The following is a 26,094-nucleotide window of genomic DNA, read 5'->3' on the forward strand; positions in this document are numbered from 1 at the left end:
CCGATATGACTTCCCGCATCGAGCTCGCCCGCGTCGATCTGCGCGGTCGTACTCCTTCCGCTGCCGAGCTGCGCACCGCGCTGCCGCGCGGAGGGGTCGACGTGGACTCGGTGCTGCATCATGTGCGGCCGGTCGTCGAGGACATTCGGGACCGGGGCGCCGAGGCGGCGCTGGACTACAGCGAGAAGTTCGACGGCGTGCGGCCCGCCGTGGTGCGGGTGCCGGCCGGCGAGCTGACCAAGGCGCTCGCCGAGCTGGACCCAGCCGTGCGCGCCGCACTCGAGGTGGCGATCGAGCGGACCAGGAAGGTGCACGCCGATCAGCGGCGCACCGACACGGTGACCGAGGTCGTGCCCGGTGGCACCGTCACCGAGAAGTGGCTGCCGGTGGAGCGGGTCGGGCTGTACGTGCCCGGCGGCAACGCCGTGTACCCGTCGTCGGTCGTCATGAACGTGGTGCCCGCGCAGGCCGCCGGTGTCGAGTCGCTGGTGGTGGCCTCGCCGCCGCAGGCGCAGTTCGGTGGGCTGCCGCACCCGACGATCATGGCGGCCGCCGCGCTGCTCGGCGTCGAGGAGGTGTGGGCGGTCGGCGGTGCGCAGGCGGTGGCGCTGCTGTCCTACGGCGGTGTCGATACCGACGGCGGGGCGCTCGAACCGGTCGACCTGATCACCGGGCCCGGCAATATCTACGTCACCGCGGCCAAGCGGCTGTGTCGTGGGCTGGTCGGCATCGATGCCGAGGCGGGCCCCACCGAGATCGCCGTGCTGGCCGACGCCACGGCCGATCCGGTGCACGTGGCCGCCGACCTGATCAGCCAGGCCGAGCACGATGTGCTCGCCGCCAGTGTGCTGGTCACCGATTCTCCCGCGCTGGCCGACGCGGTCGACGCTGCCGTGAACGCTCAGCTCGCCGTGGTCAAACACCACGATCGCGTGCGGGAAGCGTTGAGCGGCAAGCAGTCCGGGATCGTGCTCGTCGACAACATCGCGCAGGGTCTGCGGGTGGTCGACGCCTATGCCGCCGAGCACCTCGAGATCCAGACCGTGGACGCCGCCGCTGTCGCCGCGCGGGTGCGCAGTGCCGGTGCGATCTTCGTCGGCCCGTGGGCGCCCGTCAGCCTGGGTGACTACTGCGCGGGTTCGAACCACGTGCTGCCGACCGCGGGGTGTGCGCGGCACTCCTCGGGACTGAGCGTGCAGACGTTCCTGCGTGGCATCCACATCGTGGAGTACACCGAGGCGGCGCTGAAGGATGTCGCCGGACACGTTGTCGCCCTGGCCAACGCGGAGGATCTGCCCGCGCACGGTCAGGCCGTGCAGGCGCGTTTCGAGGCGCTGTCATGAGTACTCCCACCGTGCCCGGCGCTTCGGCGACCCTGGACCAGCTACCGCTGCGCGACAACCTGCGGGGCAAATCGCCTTATGGCGCACCGCAATTGACGGTGCCGGTGCAGCTCAATACCAACGAGAACCCGCACCCGCCCAGCAAGGCGCTGATCGACGATGTCGCCGAGTCGGTGCGCGCCGCCGCCGCCGATCTGCACCGGTACCCGGATCGCGACGCTGTCGCGCTGCGCCACGACCTGGCCGAGTATCTGACCCGTCAGACCGGTGTCGCCGTCGACACCGCGAATGTGTGGGCGGCCAACGGCTCCAACGAGATCCTGCAGCAGCTGTTGCAGGCGTTCGGCGGACCGGGCCGCAGCGCGCTGGGTTTCGTGCCCTCGTACTCGATGCACCCGATCATCTCGGAGGGCATCGACACCGAGTGGGTCGAGGCCAAGCGCAGCGGTGACTTCTCGCTCGACATCGACTACGCGGTGGCCCAGATCGCCGAACGCCGACCCGACGTGGTGTTCGTGACGAGCCCGAACAACCCGACCGGGCACAGCATCCCGATCGCCGAGCTCGAGCGGATTCTCGAGGTCGCGCCCGGCATCGTCGTGGTCGACGAGGCGTACGGCGAGTTCTCCGCGGCGCCCAGCGCGATCACCTTGATCGACCGGTTCCCGACCAAGCTCGTTGTCACCCGCACCATGAGCAAGGCGTTCGCGTTCGCGGGTGGGCGCCTGGGCTACCTGGCCGCCTCGCCCGCGGTGATCGACGCGATTCTGCTGGTGCGCTTGCCGTACCACCTGTCGGTGGTCACCCAGGCCGCCGCGCGCGCGGCATTGCGTCACGCTGACGAAACCCTCGGCAGCGTGGCGGAATTGGCGGCTCAGCGTGATCGGGTCGCCGCCGCACTCGCCTCGCTCGGGTTCGACGTGATCCCCAGCGACGCCAACTTCGTGCTGTTCGGCCGGTTCACCGACGCGGGCGCCGCGTGGCAGCACTACCTCGACGCGGGTGTGCTGATCCGCGATGTCGGCATCCCCGGGTACCTGCGCGCCACCATCGGCCTCGCCGCCGAGAACGACGAATTCCTGCGCGTGAGCCGCGATATCGCGGGCACCGACCTTACTCACTGAATCCACCTGTGGAGGAACACAATCATGAGCAGAACAGCGCGGGTGGAACGCGTCACCAAAGAGTCCTCGATTCTGGTGGAGCTGAACCTCGACGGCACCGGGCAGACCGAGATCGCCACCGGGGTGCCGTTCTACGACCACATGCTGACCGCGCTCGGCGCGCACGCCGGGTTCGACCTGGTGGTACGGGCCGAGGGTGACATCGAGATCGAAGCGCACCACACGGTCGAGGACACCGCGATCGTGCTGGGACAGGCGCTCGGGCAGGCGCTGGGCGACAAGAAGGGGATCCGCCGCTTCGGCGACGCGTTCATCCCGATGGACGAGACCCTCGCGCACGCCGCCGTCGACGTGTCCGGCCGGCCGTACTGCGTGTTCACCGGCGAGCCCGAACACCTCGTGCACACCATCATCCCGAGCGCGGGCCCCGGCGCGTCGTACTCCACGGTGCTCAACAAGCACGTCTTCGAGTCGATCGCGCAGAACGCCCGCATCGCGCTGCACGTGCGGGTGCTCTACGGCCGCGACCAGCACCACATCACCGAGGCCGAGTTCAAGGCTGTCGCGCGGGCTCTGCGCGCCGCCGTGGAAATCGACCCCCGGGTCAGTGGTGTGCCGTCCACGAAGGGTGTGCTGTGAAATCCGTTGTGCTGCTGGACTACGGCTCCGGCAATCTGCACTCCGCCGAACGCGCGCTGGTGCGTGCCGGTGCGCAGGTGGAGGTCACGGCCGACCCCACCGCCGCCTTGGCCGCCGACGGCCTCGTCGTCCCCGGCGTCGGTGCGTACGCCGCCTGTATGGCCGGGCTGCTGTCGGTGCGCGGTGATCGCATGATCGGCCAGCGCCTCGCCGGTGGACGTCCCGTGCTCGGCATCTGCGTCGGCATGCAGATCATGTTCGACCGCGGCGTCGAGTTCGGTGTCGAGACCGAAGGCTGCGGCGAATGGCCCGGCACCGTCGCGGGACTGGACGCTCCCGTCCTTCCGCACATGGGCTGGAACACGGTCAAGGCACCCGCCGACAGCACGCTGTTCGCCGGTATGGACGCCGACACCCGCTTCTACTTCGTCCACTCCTACGCGGCGCAGCAGTGGGAACTCCCGGACAACGAGCACATCGCACCCGCGAAGCTCACCTGGGCCGAGCACGGCGTCCCCTTCCTGGCCGCCGTCGAGAACGGACCGCTCTCGGCCACCCAGTTCCACCCGGAGAAGTCCGGCGACGCGGGTGCGCAACTGCTGCGCAACTGGATCGGCTCGCTGTAGTCCGGCCACCTCGGCTGACTGTCGTGCGGCAACCGTGGCTAGGCGCGGTGGCGCTCTCGTTCGGTTCCGGCGGTCAGCGGCTCGTCTGACAGGAACGCGCGGACCGGTGCCGCGCAGCGGACCGCGTCGTCGAACCACGGGCCGTGACCGCCGGGGACGACGACGAGTCGCGCGCCGGGGATCTTCGTCAGCGATGGTCGAGCCTGGTCAGGGGAGCTGAAAACGTCGTGCTCACCCCAGACGAACAGCAGCGGCGTGGTGATCCGAGCCAGTTCGTCATCGGTCAGGACGTTGTCGGGGCGCGCGATACGTCCCCGCATCAGGCGACACAGCAGCGCGCGGTAGGACGCGGCCTGTCCGGGCAGTCGCAGCGGTAGCCGGTGCAGATCGAGCATGTCGTCGGACATGGCACGAGACGCTGTCGCCCCGAGCGCCTCGGTGAGGGCGAAGCGGGCGACGAACCGCGGGGACGGCAGTCGCATCAGCCTTTCATCGACAGGGCCGCGGAGCGGAGAGGTCAGTGACTCCATCTCGGCAATGCCGCGCATGTCGGGGAAGGCGGTGGCGGGGGTGGCGACAATCGCTGCTCGCGTGAGCCGTTTCGGCGCGTCCAGCGTGGCCCAGAGGGCGAACAAGCCGCCGAGGGAGCTGCCGACGAACGCGGCTCGATCCACGCCGAGCGCATCCAGTGTTCCGGTGAGCACACCCGTGGCCAGCTCGCGGACGGTACTTCCCTGCCAAGCGAAAGGGGGTGCGAGACTGTGACCCGGCAGGTCGACGAGGATATGCCGGAAGCCGGGCAGGTGGGCGATCAGCGGTGCCATGCCCATGGCGGGTGCCGAGATGCCGTTGATGTGGACGACGGGTTCGCCGGATCCGGCGGTCAGGACGCGGACCTGTACCGCGGGATCGCGCAGCGTGAACAGGTGCTCGCTGATCGTGAGTCCGTAGGCGTCGGCGACGCGCTGTTCGGCGGCGCGGATCCGGCGTTGCAGACCTCGGGAATTGCTCATGCACTCACTGTGGGGTGCGCCGGGGTGTGCTGTCTTGAACGAATGTTCCGGCGGTCAGAGCGCCGTGAGCGCACCCGGTGTGACACCGGCGAAGGCCGACACGTCGCGATGTAGGTGTGATTGATCCGAATAACCGCATGCCACAGCGGCATTCGCGGGTGAATGGCCGGTCGTCAGCAGGTCGAACGCGTGCCGGAACCGGGTGAGCATCGCGGCGCGTTTCGGTGTCACGCCGACCTGGTCGGTGAACCTCGACCACAGCCGTTTGCGGCTCCAGCCGGTGAGTTCGGTCAGTTCCCGTACCCGCACGCCGCCGTTGCCGGCGACGATGCGGTCCCACGCTGCGGCGACCTCCGGGTCGGCCGTCCTGGTCGATTCACGCAGGGTGAGAAACCGGGACGTCAGCGCGAATCGTTCTGCCCACGTCGCTGTTTCGGCCAGCTGTTCGCGCAGCAGTGGCGCCGTCGGACCCCAGACCTCGTCGAGGCCGATCATCGCGCCGCTCAGGGCGGCCGGCGCGACCCCGAGCAGGCGGTAGGCGGCGATCGGCGACATTCGCACCTCGACACATTCGACACGCGCCGCGTGCACACGGCGAACCCCCGGGTCGAGCCCGGCGACCAGGCCGTCGAACGTGAACTGCTGGTCGGGGCCTTCGACACTGAGCCGACAGTCGCCGAACTGGATCACCACAGTGACTTCCGGTCGCGGGAAGATCCGCAGATCGCACCCCGCGGACACTCGATCGCGGAATCCTTCCATCACGACATCGGTGGCTGCCGCTCCGGTCGAGCGCGCCAACTCCCAGCCGTCGTCCAGCTCGTGTTCGGACATGATGGGCCGCACACATCGAGCGTACGGACGTCGTGACGATCGTGGGGCCTGTCGGTGATCAGGGGTTGTCGAAGTGGGCTCGGTCGGCGGCTTCGGTGCCTGCGGTCCAGCATTCGGCGCTGCGGATGGTGATGCCTCGGGTACGGGCGGTGGGGAAGTAGGTGGCGAAGGCTTTGTCCACTCGTTGTCGGTGGGTGGCCAGGACGGGGAGTAGGTGGGTGGGGTCGGGGGAGTCGGCGATGGTTGCTCGGGCGGCCTCGGCGAGGCGTTCGCCGACTCGCGTGGCATAGGCGGTGAGGTAGGCCTTGCGGTAGTGGCGGGAGCGGGATTCCTCGGTGGTGGCGTTGTCGATCATGGTGCGGGTGGCTTGGACGAGCAGGGAGGTGGACAGGATCTCCACGGCGTCGAGGTCGGGGTCGTCGCCGACGATCGTGACGAAACCCCAGTCGGCGACGAAGATCGCGCGGCAGCGGTTGGCTCGGGTCACCATGTCGATGAGCAGGGCTTTGGCGTCGGTGTAGGGGGTTTCCAGCCAGATGCGGCGGGCGGCGGGCAGGTCGGGGTCGGTGCGCTGGGTGTCGAGCAGGGCGCGGTCGATCGCGTACTTGGTCATGAGTTCTTGCGCCTTGGCGGACAGCGTTTCCGCTTCCTCGGCGAAGGACGTCGATTCGGCCTTGGCGAGGAGGCCACGGACTCGGCCGAGGGTCTTCTCGTCGACATGGTGGTGCGTGACGGTCTGCCTGCGGGTGCCGGGCAGTGCGACGATCTGCTCGAGTTTCGGGAGTTGGACGAGCAGGGCCAGGGCGGTCAGAGCTGAGGTGAGGGCCTCTTCGCGGGTGAGAAGCGCGCGGTCGGCCCACTGATCGAGGTGGGGTTGCCCGGACGTCCACCAGACCGTGGCGCTCAGCTCGTCCAGTTGCGACTGCCAGATCTCGTCGACGGACTCGGCGGGGAAATCGGACCGGTGCTCGGCCATCAGATCGGTCAGGTAGCTCACCGCGAACTCGTCCACCCGTCTGCGCGCTGCCTCATGAACATCGCGGGGCAACCAGCCGAACTCGAAGGCGCGGGCGATGATTCGCTCAGCGGCGAGCTGAACTCCGGCGCCCAGCCCGGCGCCCGCGACGTGTTCGGCGAATCGCCCGATCGCGTTCGTGTCGCCCTGGGCGGCGAGGAAGGCCACGGTCGCGATCGCGTCGGCCACCTGCGACCGGTCGCCCGACAACGCGGCATCGATCGGAAGTCCGGGAGCGGCTGCCGGTTTACGGCCTGTCCGGCGCCGACGATTCTGCTTGGCCAAGGGTTGCGCCGATCCTGTTCGTGGAGGTGCTACCCGTCACGGGGGGTAGGCAGTGTTCGCGGCGTCCATTGTCGCGCATCGCTCCCGTGCGGCCGCGTCGTCATCGGGCCCGCGTCGAATCGTCGAAGGCAGCTCGGTTGTTCCCTGCCGATCCTGGGTTCGTAATCGCTACTCGCCCAAGGGAACTGCGGAAAGGGGGTGTCGGAAGTCGGTCGGTGAGCTTAGGCTGGCGGGATGAGTTATCGGGGGATGGTTCTCGACGAACGAGCCGAACTGGTCGACCTGCTGCGGGGGTTGAGCGAGCAGGAATGGGAGACGCCGTCGCTGTGCGCGGGGTGGCGGGTTCGTGACGTCGTCGGGCACCTGTTGCAGGACACCCTGAGCCCGCTGGGCTACGCGGCCGTCGTGGTGAAGAGCCGGGGCTCGGTCAGCCGCACCAATAACGCGCTCGCGCAGTCGTTCGCGGAGCTGACGACCGCGCAGCTGGTGGACAAGCTCGAGACCGAGTCGGGTCGCCTGTCGAAGTACTCGCCCCGGTTGATGCTCTCCGACCTCGTCGTCCACCACCAGGACATCCGCCGTCCCCTCGGCCGCCCACGGACGATCCCCGCGGACCGTCTCATCGCGGTCCTGAACTACCCCGACCCCTTCGCCTTCCCGGCCAGGTACGCCAAGGGTCTGCGTTTCGTCGCCACCGACGTCGACTGGTCCTCCGGCGACGGCCCGGAAGTGCGCGGCCCCGGCGAGGCCATCGCCTTGGCCGTGGTCGGCCGCACGGCCGCGCTCGCCGACCTCACCGGCGGCGGACTCCCCGAACTCCGCCGCCGCCTCGGCTGACTACTTCAGCAGTGGGGAATCGAGTGCGCGCGCGAGCCGACGGCCCCCACCTCGGTCAGTTCGTCGGCGCAGGTCGGCCGGGTCAGCGTCGCAGCGTGGTCGCGGTATCAGTCCGCGACAGTTTGTCGGGATTGCGGACCGAGTAGAGGCCGGTGACGAGGCCGTCGTCGACGCGCACCGCGAAGACCGTGTCGATCACGCCGTCGAGTCGCAGGATCAGGGCCGGGTGGCCGTTGAGCTGTGCCGATTCGACAGTCATCGCCGCGCCGATCCTCGGCACACTGGCGGTGAGCAAGGTGGCGACCAGGTCGGCCCCGACGATGGGCGACAGCGCGGCCTGCTTGATTCCGCCGCCGTCGCCGAGGAACACGACATCCGGTGCGAGCAGGTCGAGCAGGTTCTGGAGATCGCCGGTCTCGATCGCCCGCTGGAATGCCGCGAGCGCATCGCGGGATTCGCTCGCCGACACGATGCCGCGCGGTCGGCGGGCTGCGACGTGGGCGCGCGCCCGGTATGCCAGCTGGCGGACGGCGGCCGGGCTCTTGTCGACGGCCTCGGCGATCTCGTCGTAGTCCAGATCGAATACTTCGCGCAGCACGAACACCGCCCTTTCGATCGGCGTCAGCGTCTCCAGGACGAGCAGCATCGCCATCGAGACGCTCTCGGCCAACTCGATGTCCTCGGCGATGTCGGGCGTGGTCAGCAGCGGTTCGGGCAGCCAGGGGCCGACATAGGACTCCCGGCGCCGACCCAGCGTGCGCAACCGATCGAGTGACCGGCGGGTCGTGATCCTGACCAGATACGCGCGCTGGTCGCGCACCGCGTCGAGATCGACGCCCACCCACCGCAGCCAGGTCTCCTGGAGCACGTCCTCGGCGTCGGCAGCCGAGCCGAGCATTTCGTAGGCGACCGTGAACAGCAGATTGCGATGGGCGACGAACACCTCCGTCGCCGGGTCCTTCGCTGTGCCCTCGGGCTGCGGCGCCATGGGTCACTCCCTTTCCACTCGGATGTGTCGCCCATCAGACGCCGGCCGACGCCGTCGCGTAACACCGATCCGCAGTGGCGTGGATCACGTCGACGAGCTGTTACGGAGGTCCGGTCGCCGCCGTCTCATGGTCGTTCGATTCAGCACCAGCAGTGAGGAACACGTCATGGAACCCCGATTCAACCTTTTCGGCACCGAGGTCGGCGCCACGTTCGGCAAGCGGTTCGGCAACGCCAGCCTGGCACTGATCCGGTCGACCCTGCCGAAAGCCACCCAGGACCTGGTGATGCTGCGCGTCAGCCAGATCAACGGCTGTGGCTACTGCACCGACGCGCACAGCAAGGATCTGGCCCACTCCGGGCAGTCCGCGACGCGGATCAATCTCGTTGCCGCCTGGCGTGAGTCGACGGTGTTCACCGATGCGGAACGGGCGGCGCTGGCGCTGGCCGAGGAAGGGACCCGCGTCGCCGACGCCGCGCAGGGGGTGTCCGACGAGACCTGGGCCCAGGTGCGCGAGCACTACGACGACGAGCAGCTCGCCGCCTTGGTCGCCGTGGTGGCCCAGATCAACGCCGCCAACCGGCTCGGTGTCATCCTGCGCCAGCAGGGCGGTGCCTACGAGCCCGGCGCGTTCGACGCCGCGGCAGGCTGAGCGAATCGTGGCAGGCCCGGGTCCCCGGATCCGGGCCGACCCGCTCGACGCGCCGAGCGGTTGTGCGCGGGGTTCGCGTGACACGGGCCTCACCGGCGCGGACCGTTGCGGGAGCGGCGGCACAGACCTACTAGTCTGAATGCGTGAGTCTTGTGCTGTTGCCCGCTGTCGATGTCGCCAATGGTGAGGCCGTGCGCCTTGTGCAAGGGGAGGCCGGTAGCGAAACGAGCTATGGGTCGCCTCGGGACGCGGCGTTGGCGTGGCAGCAAGCGGGGGCCGAGTGGGTGCATCTGGTCGATCTCGACGCGGCCTTCGGCAAGGGGAGCAATCGCGAACTGATCGCTCAGGTCGTCGGTGAACTCGACGTGAAGGTCGAGCTGTCCGGTGGTATCCGCGACGACGATTCGCTGAAGGCGGCGCTGGCGACCGGGTGCGCGCGGGTGAACATCGGCACCGCGGCGATCGAGAATCCGCAGTGGTGCGCGCGAGTGCTCGGCGAGTACGGCGACCGGATCGCGGTGGGACTCGACGTCAAGCAGATCGACGGCCAGTGGCGGTTGCGCGGTCGCGGCTGGGTGACCGACGGCGGCGACCTGTGGGAGGTGCTCGAACGCCTCGAGCGTGACGGGTGCGCGCGCTATGTGGTCACCGACGTCTCCAAGGACGGCACGCTGACCGGCCCCAACCTCGAGCTGCTGAGCGAGGTCGCCAACGCCGCCGAGGCACCGGTGGTCGCCTCCGGCGGCATCTCGGTGCTCGACGACCTCGTCGCCATCGCCGGCCTGGCCGACGACGGTGTGGAGGGCGCGATCATCGGCAAGGCGTTGTACGCGGGCCGCTTCACGCTGCCCGAAGCTCTGGCCGCGGTGCGCTGACACCGCCGATGACCGCCGCGCCGAGCACCGCCGAACTGACCGACCTGCTGACCGTCGCCACCCAGATCCTGGACGGCGTGGTCCCGCGTTTCGTCGAAGGACTCGGCGCGCCGAGCGCGGTGACCAAGGGCCGCAACGACTTCGCCACCGAACTCGATCTCGAGCTGGAACGCACCATTTCCACCGAACTCCAGCAGCGGACCGGCATCGCGGTGCACGGCGAGGAATTCGGCGGACCGGCGCTCACCTCGGGCACGGCCTGGGTGCTCGATCCGATCGACGGCACCTTCAACTACTCCTCGGGCCACCCGATGTCGGGCACCCTGCTGGCTCTGGTGCACGAAGGCGAGCCGGTGATCGGCCTGACCTGGCTGCCCATGCTGGGTCGCCGCTACGCCGCGGTGACCGGTGGACCGTTGTACCTCGACGGTGTGGCATTGCCACCGCTGGAACCGGGCAAGCTCGCCGACTCCATGATCGGATTCGGCGCTTTCAACCTCGACTCGGCCGGTCGCATCCCCGGCCAGTTCCGGTTCGACCTGCTCGGTGCACTGAGCCGGTTGTCCTCGCGGGTGCGGATGCACGGCGCCACCGGCATCGACCTGGCGTTCACCGCCTCGGGGGTGCTCGGCGGCGCGGTCGTGTTCGGGCACCATCCGTGGGACAACGCGGCCGGGGTCGCGCTGGTGCGCGCCGCGGGTGGCGTGGTCACCGACCTCGCGGGCGCGCCGTGGACGATCACGTCCGGTTCGGTGCTGGCCGCCGCGCCGGGCGTGCACGAAGAACTGCTGGAAATGATTTGCACCGTCAGCGAAGAAGAACGAGGGTGAACCCCATGACACCGCGCACCGACGAACGACCCGGCACCACCGCGCCGAGCACCTTGGCGGTCCGCGTGATCCCGTGTCTGGATGTCGACGCGGGTCGCGTGGTCAAGGGCGTCAACTTCCAGAACCTGCGCGACGCGGGCGATCCGGTGGAACTGGCCGCGACCTACGACGCTCAGGGCGCCGACGAACTGACCTTCCTCGACGTCACCGCCTCCACCGGCGACCGCGGCACCATGCTCGACGTGGTGACCCGCACCGCCGAACAGATCTTCATCCCGCTCACCGTCGGCGGTGGGGTACGCACGGTCGAGGATGTCGACCGGCTGCTGCGCGCCGGCGCGGACAAGGTATCGGTGAACACCGCCGCCATCGCACGCCCCGAGGTGCTGTTCGAGATGTCGCAACGCTTCGGCGCCCAGTGCATCGTGCTCTCGGTCGACGCGCGCACCGTGCCCGACGGTCAGCCCGACACCCCGTCCGGCTGGGAGGTCACCACCCACGGCGGCAAGCGTGGCACCGGCATCGACGCTGTCGAATGGGCCGTCCGCGGCGCCGAACTCGGTGTGGGCGAGATCCTGCTGAACTCGATGGACGCCGACGGCACCAAGGCCGGTTTCGACCTGCCGATGATCACCGCCGTGCGCGCCGCGGTGCGCGTTCCGGTGATCGCCAGCGGCGGCGCGGGCGCGGTCGACCACTTCCCGCCCGCTGTCCACGCCGGCGCCGACGCGGTCCTCGCCGCGAGCGTCTTCCACTTCGGCGACCTCACCATCGGCCAGGTGAAGAACGCGATGCGCGCGGACGGCATCACCGTCCGCTGACACCGGTTGCGGTGGCCAGCCGAATTCACCTGGCGCCGAACGAATTCGGCGTCACAGCACGATGATCCGACGGAACGCATCGACCGAGCGTCAACGGTGAGCTGGTCGCAGGCATTGGAATCATCGTGCGTGGATCGCGATGATCTCCGTTGCCGCCGACGTTGGTGCGGGGATGAGCATCGGAATCGCGTTGTCCCCGTTCGTCCTCGACAACTCCGCCAACGCCGTGGACACGGCCGTCGATCTGGGCGGAGTCGCCGCCGAGGTCGGGCTGAGTTCGGTGTGGTTGGGACAGGCCTTCAGTAGTGACGCGATCGTGTTGGCGGCGTTGATCGGTCGGGCGGTGCCCGGGATCGAAGTGGGGACGTCGGTCGTTCCGGTGCCGGGCAGGCATCCGCTGCTGGTGGCCGGTCAGGCGCAGACCGCGCAGGCGGCGACCGGTGGACGGTTCGTGCTGGGGTTGGGGCTCGGCGCTCGGTCGCTGTCCGAACGCGCGTTCGGTGGGCCGTTCGACCGGCCCGGCCTCCGGCTGCGTGAATTCCTCACGGCGCTGCGGTCGATTCTCGACACCGGTGCGGTGGACTTCCGCGGTGAGACGGTGACCGCCGCCAGTCCGATGCCCGCGGCGGTGGCGGGTGCCGACCCGACGGTGCCGGTGCTGGTCGCGGCCATGGGGCCGCAGGCGCTGCGAGCCACCGGCGAACTGGCCGACGGCACGTTGCCCTTCCTGGTCGGTCCCGAGGCGCTGGCCGAACACATCGTCGCGCCGTTGACCGCCGCCGCGACGGCCGCGGGCAGGCCGCACCCCCGCATCGTGGCGATGGTGCCCGGCGTCGTGACCGCCGACGTCGCCGCGGCCCGGAGCATCGCCGAGACGAAAACCGCCTTCTACGACACGATTCCGTCGTATCAGCGAGTGGTCGCGCTGTCGGGCGCCCAGCGGGCCGCCGAACTCGTGGTGATCGGCGACGAGGAGACGGTCGCCGCCCGCGTGGCCGACTACTTCGCCGCGGGCGCCACCGATGTGGTGTTCTCCCAGACCGACCTCACCACACCCGAGGATCAGCAGCGCACCTGGCGGCTGCTCGGTGAGCTCAATCGCGCCCGCTGATCTGGCGTCACAACCCCATCTCGGCGGCGATGATCGTGCGCAGCACTTCGCTGGTGCCACCCACGATCCGATCGATGCGGTGGTCGGCGTAGAGGCGGGCGATGGGGGAGTCCGCGAGATAGCCGACCCCGCCGTGCAATTGGAGGCAGCGGTCGATCACCCGCCCGGCCGACTCGGTGCAGAACAGCTTCGCCGAGGCCGCGTCGGCGGGGGTCAGGTCGCCGCGGTCGTGGGCGGCGAGCGCGCGGTCGACCACCGCCTCGATCGCGTCGACCTCGGCCCGGCAGGCGGCCAGCTCGAACGTGGTGTTCTGGAAGCTCGCCACCGAGTGGGTGAACGCGGTGCGCTCGGCGGTGAAGCGGTGCGCGAAACGCACCGCGGCCCTGGCCTGCGCGTGGGCGCCGACGGCGATGGTGAGCCGTTCGCGTGGCAGCTGTGCGGCGAGATGGTCGTCGCCACGGTGCGCGGCACCGAGCCGATCGGTCACCGGCACCCGCACATCGGTGAAGGTGAGTTGAACTATGTCGCAGACCTTTCGGCCGAGAGTGTCGAGGGCGCGCCCGACGCGGTAGCCGGGGGCGGCGCTGTCGACGACCAGCAGGGACAGGCCGTAGGTGGGGTCGTCCGCGCTCGGGGGCGCGGTACGCGCGCACACGATGACGCGGTCGGCGTGCACGCCCCCGATGACGTAGGTCTTCGAACCGTTGAGCAGGTATTCACTGCCGTCCAGCGACAGGGGCGCGGTGGTACGCATGCCCGACGGCTCCGTGCCGGTGCCCGGTTCGGCGACCGCGAGCGCGAACATCGTTTCGCCGGTGACGAATCCGGGCAACCAGCGCTGCCGCTGTGCGGCGGTCGCCAGGTCGTTGATCAGGGGCAGACAGCGGGACACGTGGGCGCTGGAGCCGCCGAAAGACACCGCGGCGCGCGCGATCTCCTCGGTGAGCACCGCCCGGTACCGGAACGAGTCGAGGCCGCGTCCGCCGTGTTCGACGGGCACCTCCATGCCGAGGATCCCGAGTTCGCCCAGCCGGTAATAGAATTCGCGCGGCACCAGCCCGTCGTCGTACCACTTGCCGAAACTCGGCACGACCTCGGCATCGATGAACGCGCGCATCGCCGCACGGAAGGCGCGGTGCTCGGCATCGAAAACTGTTCTGCGCATGGGGAATCCTTACCGGCCGGAAACGGCCACGAGCCGGCCCGCCCGACGCGGTGATCGGGTGGGCCGGCGAGACGGCGGTGCGTACTACTTCGGCGGTGTGGGGACCGCGGGGTCCTTGCAGTAGGCGCCGAGTTCGGCCGGGCACGGCGCGAGAATGGTCGAGAAGTACTGGTAGGCCGAGAACAGCGCCAGCGGACCGCCGACGGTGACCAGACCGATCATCGTGCCGACCGCACCGAGCGTGGCCGCGCCGAGCACGCAACCGGCCACGGTGGCGCCGACCCACGGCACCAGCAGCACGATCACCGGGCTGGCGATGGTGGCGCCCGCGGCACCGCCGACCAGGCAACCGATGCCACCGCCGACCACCGCGCCGACGATGGCCGCCACGGCGCCACCGACGCCGAGGCGCTGGCTGAGGACCCCGAGCGCGGCCTGATCGCGCGGGGTGAAGGACTCGGCGATCTGCTGCGCGGCCACGTCCTGGGTGATCAGGTTCGTCGCCGGGGCCACCGGAGTGCCGCCCTCCTTGGACGGGGTCAGGGTCGCGGTACCGCCGTCGACGGTGGCGGCGATCGGGAACACCTTGTCGTCCATGCGGTAGGTCAGCGGCAGGGCGGCGACCGGGGTGTCGGCGGCGGTGGTGAGCACCAGTTGGCCGTCGACGACCTGCAGTTTGCCGTCGGTGGACAGCACCGCGGAGTCACCCTGCCTGCTCACCTCGTAGCGCACCTCGGTCTGTGGTGCGGGATCGGCGTTGCCGGTCCCGGTACTGACACACAGGGCCAATGCGGTCATCGCCGCCGTGGCCAGAGTGGTTGACATCTTCATCTGTGATCCTCATCGATCGGGTACTTCGGACGAGCCGCGCACGCTGGGACGCGCTGCGCAACGAGGGAGGGGGTGGCTACTTGCCCGCGGTGTCGATCAGACCGCCGTCGGTGAGCGACCAGTGCTCGCCGACGAAGGTCTGGATGCCGACCGCTTCGAGCGGATAGCCGTCGTTCGCACCGGTTTTCATCGCGATGCCGGGCAGCATCAGGTCGGTGGAGACGTTGTCCAGCGAGCGCATCGCGTCGCGCAGGCCCTCGCGGGTCGGGCACTTCGCCGCGTCCATGGTCTTGCGGAAGCTCTCGGCCATCGTCCAGCCGGCCATCGCGTGCTGGTTCTCCGGATCGGCGCCGGGGGCGTACTGCGTCAGCTTGGACCGGTAGGTCTGCATGCCCGCGTCCGTGGCCCAGCGCGGATCGGCCGCGTCCTTGAGGAACGCCGCGGTCACCGTGCCCTGGACGTTGGGCAGCCCCACCGGGCGCAGGGTGGCCATGGTGTTGGAGACCACGGCGAGTACGTGCAACGGATTCCAGTCAGCGTTGCGCACGTCGGCGGCCAGCGCCTGCGAGGCGAACTTCGGGGTCGAGAAGTTCAGCAGCACATCGGCTTTGGAGTTGGCGAGGTTGCGCACCTGGGCATCGACGGTGGGGTCGGTGACCTCGAAGCTCTGTTCGGCGATCACCTTCACCCCGCTGCCCGCGACGCCCTCGGTGAACGCCGCGAGGAGGTCCTTGCCGAAGTCGTCGTTCTGGTAGAGCACCGCCACGGTGGCGTTGGGCCGCTGCGCTTTCACGTACTGCGCGTAGGCCAGCCCCTCGGTGCGGTAGCTGGGCTGCCAGCCGATGGTCCACGGGTGCTCGGTGCCGGCACCGAATTTGTTCGCCCCGGTGGCGACGAAGACCTGGGGCACCTTGCGCTGGTTGAGGTAGTCGGTGACCGCCGAAGAGGTTGCCGTGCCGAGGGTTTGGAAGACCGCGAACACCTGGTCCTGTTCGACCAGGCGACGGGTCTCTTCGACCGTCTTCGGCGGCTGGTAGCCGTCGTCGCGGACGATGTACTCGACCTTGCGTCCATCGATGCCGCCCTGCTCGGCGTTGATGTAGTCGAAGTAGGCCTTGGCGCCCTTGGGGACCTCGCTGTAGGCCGAGGCCGGACCCGACAGCGGGTACGCCCCGCCGAGTTTGATGGTGCTGTCGGTGATACCGGTGGTCTGTTGGCCCTGGCAGTCGCCTTGACCGACGGAGCCGGTCTCCTCGCCACGACCACCACACGCGGTGAGGGTCGCGAGAAGCGCGGCCGTCACACCGATGGAGCGGATTGCCCTAGTGCGCATGAGTTTTCCCTTTCCGGACACGATGTCCGAGCCATTGCGTCCACTGGGTGGCCAGGCCGGCCAAACCCTTCGGCGCGAGGTACATGACCGCGATGATCAGCAGTCCGAAGATGACGCCGGGTGCGGCCTGGTTGACGTCCTGGGCGAAACTGGGCACGAACATCACGAACAGTCCGCCCAGCAGCGGGCCCCAGGTGGTGCCGAGCCCGCCGACGACCAGTCCGGCCAGCAGCGTGATCGACAGCGTCAGCGCGAAGGAGTCGGGCGAGACGAACGCGATCACCCAGGTGTAGACACAGCCGGCCACACCGGCCAGCAGCGCGCTCCAGGCGAAGGCGAGCGTCTTGTAGTGCGCCAGGTTCACCCCGAGCACCTCGGCGGCGATCTCGTTGTCGCGCATCGCGTGCAGGGCCCGCCCGACTCGCGAGCGCAGCATTCCGGCGACCAGCACGAAGCCGATCACGGTGGTGGCCAGTGCCAGGAAATACAGCCACTGGTCCTCGGCGAGGCCGGTCCACGCGGGCGGCACCGGCTTGTCGACAACGAGTCCCATCGAGCCGCCGGTCAGGTCGTCGAACCGCTTGAGCAGGGGGACCAGGAAGATCGCGATGGCCAGGGTGACCAGCGCCAGGTACAGCCCGCGCAGTCGCAGCGCCGGGACGCCGAGGGCGAAACCGAGTACGAAGGTGATGGCCGCGGCGATCGGGATGGTGGCGAAATACGGTATGTCCCAGCGCTGCATCGCGATCGCGGCGGTGTAGGCGCCGACCGCGAAGAACGCACCGTGGCCCAATGAGATCTGGCCGGTGTGACCGACCAGCAGGTTCAGCCCGAGCAGGGTGACCGCGTAGATCATCGCCATGGCCAGCTGGAAGGTGTGGAACGGCACCAGCTGGAACGGGGCCGCGCAGGCGAGCAGCAGTAGCGCTGCCGTCGCGAGCAGTGGCCACCGGATGGCACTGATACGAGCTGAGACGGAATTATTCTGTGGGACAGCCAGTTTCGTGGTCACTGGCTTTTCGGTGAGTTTCACTTCGCTCATACTCTTTCCACCGCCGCGTGTCCGAACAGACCTTGCGGGCGCAGCAAGAGCACGCCCAGGATGATCAACAGCGGCACGCCGATCTTGAGTTCGGTGCCGATCGCGTCGACGTAAGCGCCGGTGAGGGTTTCGGCGACGCCGACGATCAGACCGCCCGCCACCGCGCCGCCGGGGGAGTCGAACCCGCCCAGCGTCGCCGCCGCGAAGGCGTAGATGAGGACTCCGCCCATCATGTTGGGTTCGAGGAACAGCAGCGGCGCCGACAGCACGCCTGACACCGCCCCGACCAGCGCGGCCAGTCCCCAGCCGAGCGCGAGCACGGTGCCGACCCGGATACCGACGAGTTTGGCCGACTGCGGGTTACACGCCACCGCACGCATGGCGAGCCCTATCCTGGTGTAGCGGAACAGCAGATACAGCAGCGCCATGACCACGCCGACGACGAGCAGGACGCCGAGACTGCCGTAGCCCACACTCAGCCCGCCACCACGCAGAGCCCCCTCCGGGAAGGGATTCGGGAACGATTTGGTCTGATACGACCAGATCCAGCCCGCGGTGGCGTGGATGGTGAAGAACAGTCCGACGGTGACGATCACCAGGGTGATCTCGGGTGCGCCCTCGACCGGCCGGATCACCACTCGTTCGATCAGCATGCCGCCGGCGAACGAAATGGCGAGAGTGAGGATCAGCGCCGCCCAGAACGGCATGATCTGGCTCAGCTGCCAGGCCAGGAACGCCGAGAACATGGCCAGCTCACCCTGGGCGAAATTGACGATCCCGGTGAATCGGTAGATGAGCACCAGTGCCAGCGCGAGACCCGCGTAGATCGCGCCCGCGGACAGACCCTCGACGAGTTGCTGCAGGAATTCGATCACGGCTTCACCTGGATTCCCAGGTAGGAGCGGGTGACCTGCTCATCGGCCCTGATCTGCTCGGCGGTGCCCGACAAGACGATGCGCCCGGTTTCCAGGACGTGCGCCTGCTGGGCGACACCGAGCGCCAGGTGGGCGTTCTGTTCGACGACGATCACCGTGGTGCGTTCCTCCTCGTTGATGGTGGCGACGATCCCGAACAACTCCTGGGTGACCAGCGGTGAGAGGCCGAGCGAGGGTTCGTCGAGCAGCAGCATGCGTGGCCGCAGCATCAGCGCCCGGCCGATGGCGAGCATCTGCTGCTGGCCGCCGGACAGGCCGCCCGCGGCGTCGCGTTGTTTGTCGCGCAGGATCGGGAAGTAGTCGTAGACGCGGCGCAGGTCGGTTTCGACGGCGGCGCGGTCACGGCGGGGGTAGGCGCCCAGGCGCAGGTTCTCTTCGACGGTGAGCGGGGCGAAGGTGCCGCGCCCCTCGGGAACATGGGCCACGCCGAGGCGCGCCATCGATTCCGGTGCGCGACCCGATACTTCGTCACCGTCGAGGAGCAGGCTGCCGCGAACCTTGATCATCCCGCACAGGGCGCGCAGCAGGGTGGTCTTGCCTGCGCCGTTGGGGCCGAGGATCGCGCACACGGTGCCCTGCTGGACCGAGAAGCTGACGCCGTGCAGGACTTTCGCCGCACCGTAACCGGCATGCAGATCGGTGACCGTCAAGAACGCGTCGTCGGCCGTCGGCCAGTGCTCGCTCATGCCGAAGCCCCCAGATAGGCGCGAATGACGGCCGGATCCTGCTGTACCGCTTCGGGTTCGCCCTCGGCGATCACCTGGCCGAACTCGAGGCAGATCACCCGATCGCAGGTGCCCATCACGAAACCCATGTGGTGTTCGACGACGATCACGGTCAGCGCGAGGTCGGCTTGCAGGGTGCGCAGGCGGTGAGCGAATTCGTCGACTTCTCCGTGGCTCAAGCCGTTCACGGGTTCGTCGAGCAGCAGCAGTTGTGGCCGCACCGCCAGCGCTCTGGCGAGTTCGATGCGTTTGAGGGTGCCGAAAGGCAGACCGGAAGCCGGGTGGTCGGCGACCGCGGTCAGGTCGAGGCGCTCGAGCAGTTCATCGGCTTCGGCGCGCAGCAGCTTTTCCTCCCTGCGGATCTTCGGCAACCGCAGTCCGGCTGACACGAAGCCCGCGCAGGCTCGGTGGTGCGCACCCACGAGGACGTTCTCGCGCACCGAGAGACGGGGGAACAGGCCCAGGTTCTGGAAAGTGCGGGCGATGCCGAGCGCGGCCAGCGCGTCGGGCCGCACCGTGGACAGATCGGTGTCGAGGTAACGCATGGTGCCCGACGTCAGCCGGTTGCGCCGGGTCATGCAGTTGAACAGGGTGGTCTTGCCTGCGCCGTTGGGTCCGATCAGGCCGACCATTTCGCCGGAAGCGACCGTGAACCCGACGTCCTGTAAAGCGGTGATACCGCCGAAGCGCACCGTCAGGTTGGTTATCTCGAGCATGCGACGAACACTAAGACCGCAGGTCGGAGCCCACATCGGACGTTGTGGACCAAGAACTCGACCGGTGCTCGTCCGCTGCGGACAGTGTGACGTGGTTGACACTGTGAGCGCGCGCATGCACACTCCCGGAACATGTCAGCTGGATCACGTTTATCCGTTTCGACCGACTCTGATCAGGTGCGGGCCGAGCGTCACCGGATAGCGGGTGCGGCGTACGACCACGCCGATGAGATCGCCGACGATGTGATGGCCAAGATCCGCGCCGAGCTGCCCGGCTACGCCACCGCGGGGCCCGGTCTGCTCGACGATGTGCACGATCAGCTCGCCCGGCTGAGCCGCACCGGGCTCGGCGCCCTGCTCGAGCACCGACGCGTCTGCCCGTCCGACGTCGCCTACGCGCGGCAGGCGGCGGCGCGACGGGCCCGCACCGGGCTGCCGCTGGTCGACTACATCGCGGCGTTTCGCCTCGGCCAGCGTGCCATCTGGAAAACGCTGCTCGCGCACGCGGGCGATTCCGAGGCAGGTCAGGCGGCCGTGCTGTCGCTGGCGGGGCCGCTGGCCCGCTACACCGATCTGATCAGCACCCAGGCCACCGACGCCTATCTGGAGTTCCAGCAGTACGTGGCCGCCGAATCCGGGCGCGACTCGCAGGCGCTGATGGACGCGCTGCTCGACGGCGCGCTGCCGGCGAGCGGTCCGCATCTGTCGGTGGCCACCGCGCACGGAATCGGGGCCGAACGCACCGCGCCGGTGGTGGTGATCACCGCGGTCGTGCTCGATCGGGCGGAACGCAACGAGGATTCGTCCGAAAGACTCGGTCAGGCAAGGCAATTGGTGTCCGCGGCGATGGCTCGGTGCACGGTCAACGGATTGCGGACGCTGTCGGTGGTCCGCGGATCCGAGATCATCGCCGTGCCCGCGCTCGGTGCGGGCGACGCCGCCGACGGATTGTGCGAGCGGCTGCGCGTGATGCGCGACGAGCTGGGCGCCGAGGGCCTCACGTTGGCCGTCGGGGTGAGCACCGCGGTCACCGAGGTCGCCCAGATCCCGCGTGCCTACCGGCAGGCGCAGGCCGCGCTCGAGCTCCTGCCCGAAGGCGGCGGGGTACTCGCGTTACCGCAGCTCACGCCGTTCAAATATCTGCTCCTGCGCGCCGATGACACCACCCGTCAGCTGGTGGACCCCCGCATCGGGAGCGCACTGGCCGAGGACCGCGTTCGTGGCGGGACATTGGCCGAGACGATCCGCGCGTTCGCCGCCGCCGACATGAACCTGCGCGAAGCCGCCGACACCCTCCACATCCACCTCAATACGGCCAAGTACCGGCTCGGCCGGATCCAGGAACTCACCGGTCGCAATGTGCGCAGTGTGAACGACCTGGTGGAACTGCTGGTGGCCATCGAACTGGCTGCTGTTATAAACGAGGCATGAGCCTCGACCCTGCCATCGCCGCCCGCCTCAAGCGCACCGAGGACGGACTGATCGCCGCGATCGCACAGGAAAAGGCCACCGGCGACGTGCTGATGATGGCCTGGATGGACGACGAGGCGCTGGCCCGCACGCTGGAAACCCGCAAGGCGACCTACTATTCGCGTTCGCGTCAGCAGTACTGGGTCAAGGGCGAGACCTCCGGGCACACCCAGTACGTGCATGAGGTGCGCCTGGATTGCGACGGCGACACGCTGCTGCTGATCGTCGATCAGGAGGGCGCGGCCTGCCACACCGGCACCCACACCTGCTTCGACACCGACGTACTGCTCGCCATCGGCTAGTCGCCGTCTTCGACGAGGATCCGGTTCAGCCGGTCGGACAGGGATTCCCCGAGCACCGCGAGTTGCGCGGTCTGCTGATCGGTGAGACCGTCCAGAACGAGCCTGCGTACGGCGTCCACGTAGCCGGGGGCCGCCTCGATCACCTTCTCGAAACCGGCGTCGGTGAGAACCGCGTACACCCCGCGTCGGCCCGCGGTGGTGTCGCGGCGCACCCAGCCGATGCGTTCCAGCTTCGAGACCACATGCGAGAGTCGCGATAGCGACGCATTTGCCTTGTGGGCGAGATCACTCAATTGCAGCCGGTGTCCCGCCTCCTCGGAGAGCAGGCTGAGTACCCGGAACTCGAAATGAGTGAGGCCGGACTCGCGCTGCAACCGGGTGTCCAGCGCGCCGGGAATCCGGGTCATGAGCGCGACGATCGCCTGCCATGCGCGTTGTTCGACGGGGTCGAGCCACTGAGTCATCGCCGGTACTGCCTCGCGGCCGGACGGCGGACATGGTGGAGTGAGGCGCGCACACGAAAGAGTTTGCCACGACGTCGCTGTGGCGTCCGGGAGTTGGCGGTGGTCGTGAGGTCACTCACATCACCGCGGGGGTGTGGGCGAGGGCTACCGATCGCCGGTCATCGGCGGCGTAGCGGGCGCCGGTTCCTGCGCCGCGGCCTTGGCGGCCTTGTGACGGCTGAATCCACGCTTGCCCATCAGCGCGATCACCAGCGCGAACACCACCGCCGCGATGATGGCGCCGACCAGGCAGGCGCCGCGGAACGCCGGCGCGTCGACGTCCAGAATTCGCTGACCCGCGTGTGCGGCATTGTTGCCGCCGAGCACGATCGTCAACGTCATCAGATTCGGCAGCGAGCAGGCCAGCGCGACGATCACCGCCGCGCCCGCCATGAACTTGCCGCCCTTGCGCTTCCACACCCGCACCGCGAATATCAGCAGCAACAGCGGCAGCAAAGTGAACACGAAGCCGTACACCAGCCCCCACCAGATGCCCGAGCTGAAACTGCCGTGCACGGTGCTGGCCAGCCGCTGTGCCCACCACCGGGGGATGAACGAGGACAGGATGAAGTAGGCGGCCACCAGCACCACCACCGTGGCGAGGGTCATGATCGCCCGGTTACGCCATACGACGGCCGTGGGCTTCTGACCGCTCGACTGCACCTCGCCGGTTGTCATCTGCCCAGCGTAAGTGCGTCGAGGTCGCCGGGCGCCGATCCGCCGCCCGGCGATTCGCCGACCGGTACTACTCGGGAGTGATGCTGCGCTTGCGCAGGAAGGCCAGCGCTTCGTCGGCATGCACGGCCGCCCGCAGCTCACCGGTGACGATCTCGAGAATCGTGCGGTCGGTGTCGATGATGAAGGTGTGTCGCTTGACCGGGGCGAGTTTGCCCAGCAGTCCACGCTTCACGCCGAACGCGGCGGCGACCGCGCCGTCGCTGTCGGACAGCACCGGGTAGTCGAGGCGCTGCTTGGTGGCGAAACCGGCCTGCACCTCGGTGCTGTCGGTGCTGATACCGACACACGAGGCGCCCAGCGCGGCGAACTCGCCGCTCAGATCACGGAAGTGGCAGGCCTCGGCGGTGCACACCGGAGTGTTGGCGGCGGGGTAGAAGAAGAGCACCACCGGGCCGTCGGCGAGCAAGCCGTCGAGCGAGCGGAGCTGGGCGGACTGATCGGGGAGCTCGAATTGCGGAGCGCGCTGGCCTGGCTGCATGCCCAGACAGTAACGACCGGCGGCCGAGTAAGGAAGATCCCCGTTCGCGTCCACGAACGGGGATCTGGGGTCCTATTGCCCGAGCAGTGCCGCGATGTCGGGATTGCGGATCTGCATCACGTCGAGGATGCCGTGCGCGCGCAAGAGTGGTTCCAGCTCGCGGATGCGATCGCTGTGCCCGGCGTACTCGTCGGGGAAATTCTTCTTGTCGAGGTCCTGGATGGCCTTGGCGTAGGTGACGAACGAATTGATCGCGCTCGTCGCCACCGCCTGCTGGCCGGGACCGAAGTGCTGCTGCGACGGGACGGCCAGTCGGCCGTCCTGTGCGCCCTGCTGCGAGGGGTACACCATTGCTCCTCTCGGAAAGGGGATTACCGCATGCGACATGGAACGCGCGCGAGTGTAGTGATGCCGGTCACCGCCCGATTCGGCGCGGGGTCGGGTCCGCGCGCGTCGGCGACGGCACGCCTGGGATGATGGGCCCATGCAGGGCGCGTCGACACCAACCACCACGACCCGCGAACAGTTCCGGCTGCTCGCCGCCGAGCACCGGGTCGTCCCGGTGACCCGAAAGGTGCTGGCGGACTCCGAAACTCCGCTCTCGGCCTACTCCAAACTGGCCGGCGACCGGCCGGGCACCTTCCTGTTCGAATCCGCGGAGAACGGGCGCTCGTGGTCGCGCTGGTCGTTCATCGGCGCGGGCAGCCCGTCGGCGCTGACCGTGGTCGACGGCGAAGCCGCCTGGCTCGGCACGGTGCCCGTCGACGCACCCACCGGCGGTGACCCGCTGCGCGTGCTGCACGACACCCTCGAACTGCTGCGCACCGAACGGCTGCCCGGGCTGCCGCCGCTCACCGGCGGCATGGTCGGCTTCCTCGGCTACGACGCGGTGCGCCGGATCGAACGTCTGCCCGAGCTCGCCACCGACGATCTGCGGCTGCCCGAACTGGTCCTCATGCTGGCCACCGATCTGGCCGCGTTCGACCACCACGAAGGCGCGATCACCCTCATCGCCAACGCGGTGAACTGGGACGGCACCGACTCCCGGGTCGACGAGGCCTACGACGACGCGCTCGCCCGGCTCGACCGGATGACCGCCGCGCTGGCCACCCCCGCGCCCTCCACGGTATCGATCTTCGACCAGCCCGAACCGCAGTTCCTGCGCAGGCGCACCACCGAGGAATTCGGTACCGGCGTGCGCCGCCTGATCAAGGAGATCGAGGCGGGTGAGGCGTTCCAGGTGGTGCTCTCGCAGCGCTTCGAAATGGACTACACCGGGTCCCCGCTGGCGGTCTACCGCATGCTGCGGGCCTCGAACCCGAGTCCGTACATGTATCTGATGCACATCCCCGACGGCGAGGGCGGCACCGCGTTCTCGATCGTCGGCTCGAGTCCCGAATCGCTGGTCACCGTGAAAGACGGGGTAGCCACGACACACCCGATCGCGGGCACCCGCTGGCGTGGCGAGAGCGCCGAGGACGACATCCTGCTCGAGAAGGACCTGCTGGCCGACGAGAAGGAGAACGCCGAGCACCTGATGCTCGTCGACCTCGGTCGCAACGATCTGGGCCGGGTCTGCCGTCCCGGCACGGTGAAGGTGACCCAGTACCGCCACGTCGAGCGGTACAGCCACGTGATGCACCTGGTCTCGACGGTGTCCGGGCAGCTCGCCGAGGGCAAGATCGCACTCGACGCGGTGCGTGCCTGCTTCCCCGCCGGCACGTTGTCGGGTGCGCCGAAGGTGCGGGCGATGGAATTGATCGAGGAGCTGGAACCGACCCGGCGCGGCGTCTACGGCGGCGTGGTCGGCTACCTCGACTTCGCCGGCGACGCCGACACCGCCATCGCCATCCGCACCGCCCTGCTCAAGGACGGCACCGCCTACGTCCAGGCGGGCGCGGGCGTGGTCGCCGACTCCGATCCGGTCTACGAGGACACCGAGGCCCGCAACAAGGCCATGGCGGTGCTCAAGGCGATCGCGGCGGCGCAGACCCTGCGCACCTACGAAGGCGGGGACCTGTGACGGCCACGCCCGGAGCAGACCACACCGATTCCGTCGACCCGGCGGACTCCTCGAACGACAGCCCGAACTCGTCCGCCGCACGTCCCGCCGACGCGGCGAGCGTGCAGGCCGACCATTCCGCCAGAGCCACGGCGGCGAAGCCGATCGTGCCGGTTGTGTTGCTCGCGCTGGCGGCAGCGGGGCTGTGGGCGTCTTCGCGGATGACGTGGGTGACGGTGTACTCGGCCGACGGCCTCACCGAACCGCGCACCGACGACCTCAACGGTGGTGTGTGGTTCGGCGCGCTCACCCCGCTCGCGCTGGTGCTGGTCGCCTCGATCGCGGCGGTGTTCGCGGTCAAGGGTGTGCTGCGGCAGTTGCTCGGGGTAGTGATCTCGGTCGTGGCCGCGGCCGCCGCGGTGCCGGGGTTCGCGCTGGCCGTCGGCGCGGGCAGGACCGCCGACCGGGCGGGCACGCTGGCCGAGCTGCCGGTGCGCGCGGTGGTCAGCTCCGCCGACGCGCACCTGGGTCCCGCGATCCTGTCGATCGTCGCGGCGAGCCTGGCACTGGCCGCGGGCATCCTGCTCACCCGGCGCACCGGCGAACGCACCGAGGAGGTCTCCGACCGATACGACAACCCGGTGTTCCGCAAGGCCGACGCCAGCGCCGCGGTGAGCAAGCAGAACGCGGAGACCGGATCCGCGGCGCCGCTGTCGGACCGGGTGCTGTGGGACGCGCTCGACGCGGGCACCGACCCGACCGATACCCCGGACACTCCCGGCGCCGACCGCGGTCCGGCCGGGGAGAACAAGTGACCGGCAGCACCCCCGCCGCAGTGACACGCGCGGCGGGCATTTATTC

General features: G+C 69.0%; 29 protein-coding genes. 14 read left to right on the forward strand and 15 right to left on the reverse strand.

The genetic code is table 11. The annotated features are described in order from the left end of the window. Positions 1 to 5 precede the first annotated feature (5 nt). Genes hisD through hisH form a run of 4 tightly spaced genes read left to right on the forward strand, consistent with a single transcriptional unit; the run spans position 6 to position 3,732 of the window. Positions 6 to 1,343 carry a histidinol dehydrogenase gene (gene hisD, locus ACWDXS_RS33555; RefSeq protein ID WP_449972043.1) on the forward strand — a complete coding sequence of 446 codons (1,338 nt, stop codon included), beginning with the start codon at positions 6 to 8 and terminating at the stop codon, positions 1,341 to 1,343. After that, entirely contained in the window at positions 1,340 to 2,467 is a 1,128-nt protein-coding gene (locus ACWDXS_RS33560; protein ID WP_387448905.1) for a histidinol-phosphate transaminase, read from the forward strand. Before hisD ends, ACWDXS_RS33560 begins: the two co-directional genes overlap by 4 nt. A gap of 24 nt (positions 2,468 to 2,491) precedes the next feature. Then, positions 2,492 to 3,106, forward strand: a complete 615-nt coding sequence (gene hisB, locus ACWDXS_RS33565) for an imidazoleglycerol-phosphate dehydratase HisB (RefSeq protein ID WP_328661055.1) — start codon at positions 2,492 to 2,494, stop codon at positions 3,104 to 3,106. After that, a complete protein-coding gene (hisH, locus tag ACWDXS_RS33570; RefSeq protein WP_378995727.1) occupies positions 3,103 to 3,732 on the forward strand; it encodes an imidazole glycerol phosphate synthase subunit HisH in 630 nt (209 codons plus the stop codon). Before hisB ends, hisH begins: the two co-directional genes overlap by 4 nt. 38 nt (positions 3,733 to 3,770) lie before the next feature. On the opposite strand, the gene ACWDXS_RS33575 is transcribed toward hisH, so the two are convergent. From ACWDXS_RS33575 to ACWDXS_RS33585, 3 genes are read right to left on the reverse strand one after another with little or no spacing between them, the layout of a single operon-like run. Continuing rightward, on the reverse strand, positions 3,771 to 4,745 hold the full coding sequence (locus ACWDXS_RS33575; protein WP_449972048.1) for an alpha/beta fold hydrolase: 975 nt from the start codon (positions 4,743 to 4,745) through the stop codon (positions 3,771 to 3,773). Between the two features lie 54 nt (positions 4,746 to 4,799). After that, positions 4,800 to 5,591 (reverse strand): helix-turn-helix domain-containing protein, encoded by a 792-nt coding sequence (locus tag ACWDXS_RS33580; RefSeq protein WP_449972051.1) that lies wholly within the window; start codon positions 5,589 to 5,591, stop codon positions 4,800 to 4,802. A gap of 46 nt (positions 5,592 to 5,637) precedes the next feature. After that, on the reverse strand, positions 5,638 to 6,879 hold the full coding sequence (locus ACWDXS_RS33585; protein ID WP_449972054.1) for a DUF2786 domain-containing protein: 1,242 nt from the start codon (positions 6,877 to 6,879) through the stop codon (positions 5,638 to 5,640). A 234-nt stretch (positions 6,880 to 7,113) separates the two neighbouring features. Here ACWDXS_RS33585 and ACWDXS_RS33590 point away from each other — a divergent pair, with 234 nt between their 5' ends. Then, positions 7,114 to 7,716 carry a maleylpyruvate isomerase family mycothiol-dependent enzyme gene (locus ACWDXS_RS33590; protein WP_379311907.1) on the forward strand — a complete coding sequence of 201 codons (603 nt, stop codon included), beginning with the start codon at positions 7,114 to 7,116 and terminating at the stop codon, positions 7,714 to 7,716. Between the two features lie 82 nt (positions 7,717 to 7,798). On the opposite strand, the gene ACWDXS_RS33595 is transcribed toward ACWDXS_RS33590, so the two are convergent. Then, positions 7,799 to 8,704, reverse strand: a complete 906-nt coding sequence (locus tag ACWDXS_RS33595) for an RNA polymerase sigma-70 factor (protein ID WP_449972057.1) — start codon at positions 8,702 to 8,704, stop codon at positions 7,799 to 7,801. A 166-nt stretch (positions 8,705 to 8,870) separates the two neighbouring features. On the opposite strand from ACWDXS_RS33595, the gene ACWDXS_RS33600 reads away from it, so the two are divergent. The 5 genes from ACWDXS_RS33600 to ACWDXS_RS33620 all read left to right on the forward strand — a co-directional run bounded on the left by ACWDXS_RS33600 (position 8,871) and on the right by ACWDXS_RS33620 (position 12,993). Further along, positions 8,871 to 9,356: a carboxymuconolactone decarboxylase family protein gene (locus ACWDXS_RS33600; protein ID WP_379311906.1), complete on the forward strand. Its 486-nt coding sequence runs from the start codon at positions 8,871 to 8,873 to the stop codon at positions 9,354 to 9,356. 143 nt (positions 9,357 to 9,499) lie between these two features. Then, complete coding sequence (gene priA, locus ACWDXS_RS33605; protein ID WP_378637223.1) at positions 9,500 to 10,231, forward strand: bifunctional 1-(5-phosphoribosyl)-5-((5-phosphoribosylamino)methylideneamino)imidazole-4-carboxamide isomerase/phosphoribosylanthranilate isomerase PriA; 732 nt, start codon at positions 9,500 to 9,502, stop codon at positions 10,229 to 10,231. A gap of 8 nt (positions 10,232 to 10,239) precedes the next feature. Next, positions 10,240 to 11,061, forward strand: coding sequence for an inositol monophosphatase family protein (locus tag ACWDXS_RS33610; protein WP_449972062.1), 822 nt, complete (start codon positions 10,240 to 10,242; stop codon positions 11,059 to 11,061). Between the two features lie 5 nt (positions 11,062 to 11,066). Beyond that, on the forward strand, positions 11,067 to 11,882 hold the full coding sequence (gene hisF, locus ACWDXS_RS33615; protein WP_378995708.1) for an imidazole glycerol phosphate synthase subunit HisF: 816 nt from the start codon (positions 11,067 to 11,069) through the stop codon (positions 11,880 to 11,882). Between the two features lie 172 nt (positions 11,883 to 12,054). Next, a complete protein-coding gene (locus tag ACWDXS_RS33620) occupies positions 12,055 to 12,993 on the forward strand; it encodes a TIGR03564 family F420-dependent LLM class oxidoreductase (RefSeq protein WP_449972066.1) in 939 nt (312 codons plus the stop codon). 7 nt (positions 12,994 to 13,000) lie between these two features. On the opposite strand, the gene ACWDXS_RS33625 is transcribed toward ACWDXS_RS33620, so the two are convergent. From ACWDXS_RS33625 to ACWDXS_RS33655, 7 genes are all read right to left on the reverse strand, one after another. After that, complete coding sequence (locus tag ACWDXS_RS33625) at positions 13,001 to 14,158, reverse strand: acyl-CoA dehydrogenase family protein (RefSeq protein ID WP_449972069.1); 1,158 nt, start codon at positions 14,156 to 14,158, stop codon at positions 13,001 to 13,003. 84 nt (positions 14,159 to 14,242) lie between these two features. Next, positions 14,243 to 14,989 (reverse strand): hypothetical protein, encoded by a 747-nt coding sequence (locus ACWDXS_RS33630; protein WP_378995702.1) that lies wholly within the window; start codon positions 14,987 to 14,989, stop codon positions 14,243 to 14,245. 76 nt (positions 14,990 to 15,065) lie between these two features. Continuing rightward, a complete protein-coding gene (locus ACWDXS_RS33635; RefSeq protein ID WP_449972073.1) occupies positions 15,066 to 16,322 on the reverse strand; it encodes an ABC transporter substrate-binding protein in 1,257 nt (418 codons plus the stop codon). Continuing rightward, positions 16,312 to 17,364, reverse strand: a complete 1,053-nt coding sequence (locus ACWDXS_RS33640; protein ID WP_449972076.1) for a branched-chain amino acid ABC transporter permease — start codon at positions 17,362 to 17,364, stop codon at positions 16,312 to 16,314. Before ACWDXS_RS33640 ends, ACWDXS_RS33635 begins: the two co-directional genes overlap by 11 nt. Continuing rightward, positions 17,361 to 18,239 carry a branched-chain amino acid ABC transporter permease gene (locus ACWDXS_RS33645; protein ID WP_449972079.1) on the reverse strand — a complete coding sequence of 293 codons (879 nt, stop codon included), beginning with the start codon at positions 18,237 to 18,239 and terminating at the stop codon, positions 17,361 to 17,363. The genes ACWDXS_RS33640 and ACWDXS_RS33645 overlap by 4 nt, the downstream gene beginning before the upstream one ends. Then, positions 18,236 to 18,985 (reverse strand): ABC transporter ATP-binding protein, encoded by a 750-nt coding sequence (locus ACWDXS_RS33650; RefSeq protein ID WP_379311899.1) that lies wholly within the window; start codon positions 18,983 to 18,985, stop codon positions 18,236 to 18,238. The genes ACWDXS_RS33645 and ACWDXS_RS33650 overlap by 4 nt, the downstream gene beginning before the upstream one ends. Next, positions 18,982 to 19,740 (reverse strand): ABC transporter ATP-binding protein, encoded by a 759-nt coding sequence (locus tag ACWDXS_RS33655; RefSeq protein WP_379311898.1) that lies wholly within the window; start codon positions 19,738 to 19,740, stop codon positions 18,982 to 18,984. The genes ACWDXS_RS33650 and ACWDXS_RS33655 overlap by 4 nt, the downstream gene beginning before the upstream one ends. A 177-nt stretch (positions 19,741 to 19,917) precedes the next feature. On the opposite strand from ACWDXS_RS33655, the gene ACWDXS_RS33660 reads away from it, so the two are divergent. Together ACWDXS_RS33660 and hisI are read left to right on the forward strand one after the other, a co-directional pair. Continuing rightward, the gene (locus ACWDXS_RS33660; RefSeq protein WP_378995687.1) at positions 19,918 to 21,171 is read left to right on the forward strand and encodes a PucR family transcriptional regulator; all 1,254 of its coding nucleotides are present in this window, start codon (positions 19,918 to 19,920) and stop codon (positions 21,169 to 21,171) included. Beyond that, positions 21,168 to 21,512, forward strand: coding sequence for a phosphoribosyl-AMP cyclohydrolase (gene hisI / locus ACWDXS_RS33665; protein WP_378995685.1), 345 nt, complete (start codon positions 21,168 to 21,170; stop codon positions 21,510 to 21,512). The genes ACWDXS_RS33660 and hisI overlap by 4 nt, the downstream gene beginning before the upstream one ends. On the opposite strand, the gene ACWDXS_RS33670 is transcribed toward hisI, so the two are convergent. From ACWDXS_RS33670 to ACWDXS_RS33685, 4 genes are all read right to left on the reverse strand, one after another. Beyond that, positions 21,509 to 21,976 carry a MarR family winged helix-turn-helix transcriptional regulator gene (locus tag ACWDXS_RS33670; RefSeq protein WP_378995683.1) on the reverse strand — a complete coding sequence of 156 codons (468 nt, stop codon included), beginning with the start codon at positions 21,974 to 21,976 and terminating at the stop codon, positions 21,509 to 21,511. The genes hisI and ACWDXS_RS33670 overlap by 4 nt on opposite strands. Before the next feature lie 144 nt (positions 21,977 to 22,120). Further along, entirely contained in the window at positions 22,121 to 22,693 is a 573-nt protein-coding gene (locus ACWDXS_RS33675) for a permease (RefSeq protein ID WP_379311896.1), read from the reverse strand. A gap of 67 nt (positions 22,694 to 22,760) precedes the next feature. Next, positions 22,761 to 23,231 (reverse strand): peroxiredoxin, encoded by a 471-nt coding sequence (locus ACWDXS_RS33680; RefSeq protein WP_378995679.1) that lies wholly within the window; start codon positions 23,229 to 23,231, stop codon positions 22,761 to 22,763. Between the two features lie 72 nt (positions 23,232 to 23,303). Next, positions 23,304 to 23,582: a hypothetical protein gene (locus ACWDXS_RS33685; protein WP_378995677.1), complete on the reverse strand. Its 279-nt coding sequence runs from the start codon at positions 23,580 to 23,582 to the stop codon at positions 23,304 to 23,306. 133 nt (positions 23,583 to 23,715) lie between these two features. Here ACWDXS_RS33685 and ACWDXS_RS33690 point away from each other — a divergent pair, with 133 nt between their 5' ends. Together ACWDXS_RS33690 and ACWDXS_RS33695 are read left to right on the forward strand one after the other, a co-directional pair. Continuing rightward, the gene (locus ACWDXS_RS33690; protein WP_378995675.1) at positions 23,716 to 25,254 is read left to right on the forward strand and encodes an anthranilate synthase component I; all 1,539 of its coding nucleotides are present in this window, start codon (positions 23,716 to 23,718) and stop codon (positions 25,252 to 25,254) included. After that, positions 25,251 to 26,048, forward strand: coding sequence for a TIGR02234 family membrane protein (locus tag ACWDXS_RS33695; RefSeq protein WP_449972088.1), 798 nt, complete (start codon positions 25,251 to 25,253; stop codon positions 26,046 to 26,048). The genes ACWDXS_RS33690 and ACWDXS_RS33695 overlap by 4 nt, the downstream gene beginning before the upstream one ends. Positions 26,049 to 26,094 lie beyond the last annotated feature (46 nt).

It is taken from the genome of Nocardia sp. NPDC003183 (genome assembly GCF_053590715.1).

Coding starts and splice junctions, on each gene's coding strand:
- hisD (WP_449972043.1), top strand. CDS start 6: ATGACTTCCCGCATCGAGCTCGCCCGCGTCGATCTGCGCGGTCGTACT.
- ACWDXS_RS33560 (WP_387448905.1), top strand. CDS start 1,340: ATGAGTACTCCCACCGTGCCCGGCGCTTCGGCGACCCTGGACCAGCTA.
- hisB (WP_328661055.1), top strand. CDS start 2,492: ATGAGCAGAACAGCGCGGGTGGAACGCGTCACCAAAGAGTCCTCGATT.
- ACWDXS_RS33575 (WP_449972048.1), bottom strand. CDS start 4,745: ATGAGCAATTCCCGAGGTCTGCAACGCCGGATCCGCGCCGCCGAACAG.
- ACWDXS_RS33590 (WP_379311907.1), top strand. CDS start 7,114: ATGAGTTATCGGGGGATGGTTCTCGACGAACGAGCCGAACTGGTCGAC.
- ACWDXS_RS33595 (WP_449972057.1), bottom strand. CDS start 8,704: ATGGCGCCGCAGCCCGAGGGCACAGCGAAGGACCCGGCGACGGAGGTG.
- ACWDXS_RS33600 (WP_379311906.1), top strand. CDS start 8,871: ATGGAACCCCGATTCAACCTTTTCGGCACCGAGGTCGGCGCCACGTTC.
- ACWDXS_RS33610 (WP_449972062.1), top strand. CDS start 10,240: ATGACCGCCGCGCCGAGCACCGCCGAACTGACCGACCTGCTGACCGTC.
- hisF (WP_378995708.1), top strand. CDS start 11,067: ATGACACCGCGCACCGACGAACGACCCGGCACCACCGCGCCGAGCACC.
- ACWDXS_RS33620 (WP_449972066.1), top strand. CDS start 12,055: ATGAGCATCGGAATCGCGTTGTCCCCGTTCGTCCTCGACAACTCCGCC.
- ACWDXS_RS33625 (WP_449972069.1), bottom strand. CDS start 14,158: ATGCGCAGAACAGTTTTCGATGCCGAGCACCGCGCCTTCCGTGCGGCG.
- ACWDXS_RS33630 (WP_378995702.1), bottom strand. CDS start 14,989: ATGAAGATGTCAACCACTCTGGCCACGGCGGCGATGACCGCATTGGCC.
- ACWDXS_RS33635 (WP_449972073.1), bottom strand. CDS start 16,322: ATGCGCACTAGGGCAATCCGCTCCATCGGTGTGACGGCCGCGCTTCTC.
- ACWDXS_RS33640 (WP_449972076.1), bottom strand. CDS start 17,364: ATGAGCGAAGTGAAACTCACCGAAAAGCCAGTGACCACGAAACTGGCT.
- ACWDXS_RS33650 (WP_379311899.1), bottom strand. CDS start 18,985: ATGAGCGAGCACTGGCCGACGGCCGACGACGCGTTCTTGACGGTCACC.
- ACWDXS_RS33655 (WP_379311898.1), bottom strand. CDS start 19,740: ATGCTCGAGATAACCAACCTGACGGTGCGCTTCGGCGGTATCACCGCT.
- hisI (WP_378995685.1), top strand. CDS start 21,168: ATGAGCCTCGACCCTGCCATCGCCGCCCGCCTCAAGCGCACCGAGGAC.
- ACWDXS_RS33670 (WP_378995683.1), bottom strand. CDS start 21,976: ATGACTCAGTGGCTCGACCCCGTCGAACAACGCGCATGGCAGGCGATC.
- ACWDXS_RS33675 (WP_379311896.1), bottom strand. CDS start 22,693: ATGACAACCGGCGAGGTGCAGTCGAGCGGTCAGAAGCCCACGGCCGTC.
- ACWDXS_RS33680 (WP_378995679.1), bottom strand. CDS start 23,231: ATGCAGCCAGGCCAGCGCGCTCCGCAATTCGAGCTCCCCGATCAGTCC.
- ACWDXS_RS33685 (WP_378995677.1), bottom strand. CDS start 23,582: ATGGTGTACCCCTCGCAGCAGGGCGCACAGGACGGCCGACTGGCCGTC.
- ACWDXS_RS33690 (WP_378995675.1), top strand. CDS start 23,716: ATGCAGGGCGCGTCGACACCAACCACCACGACCCGCGAACAGTTCCGG.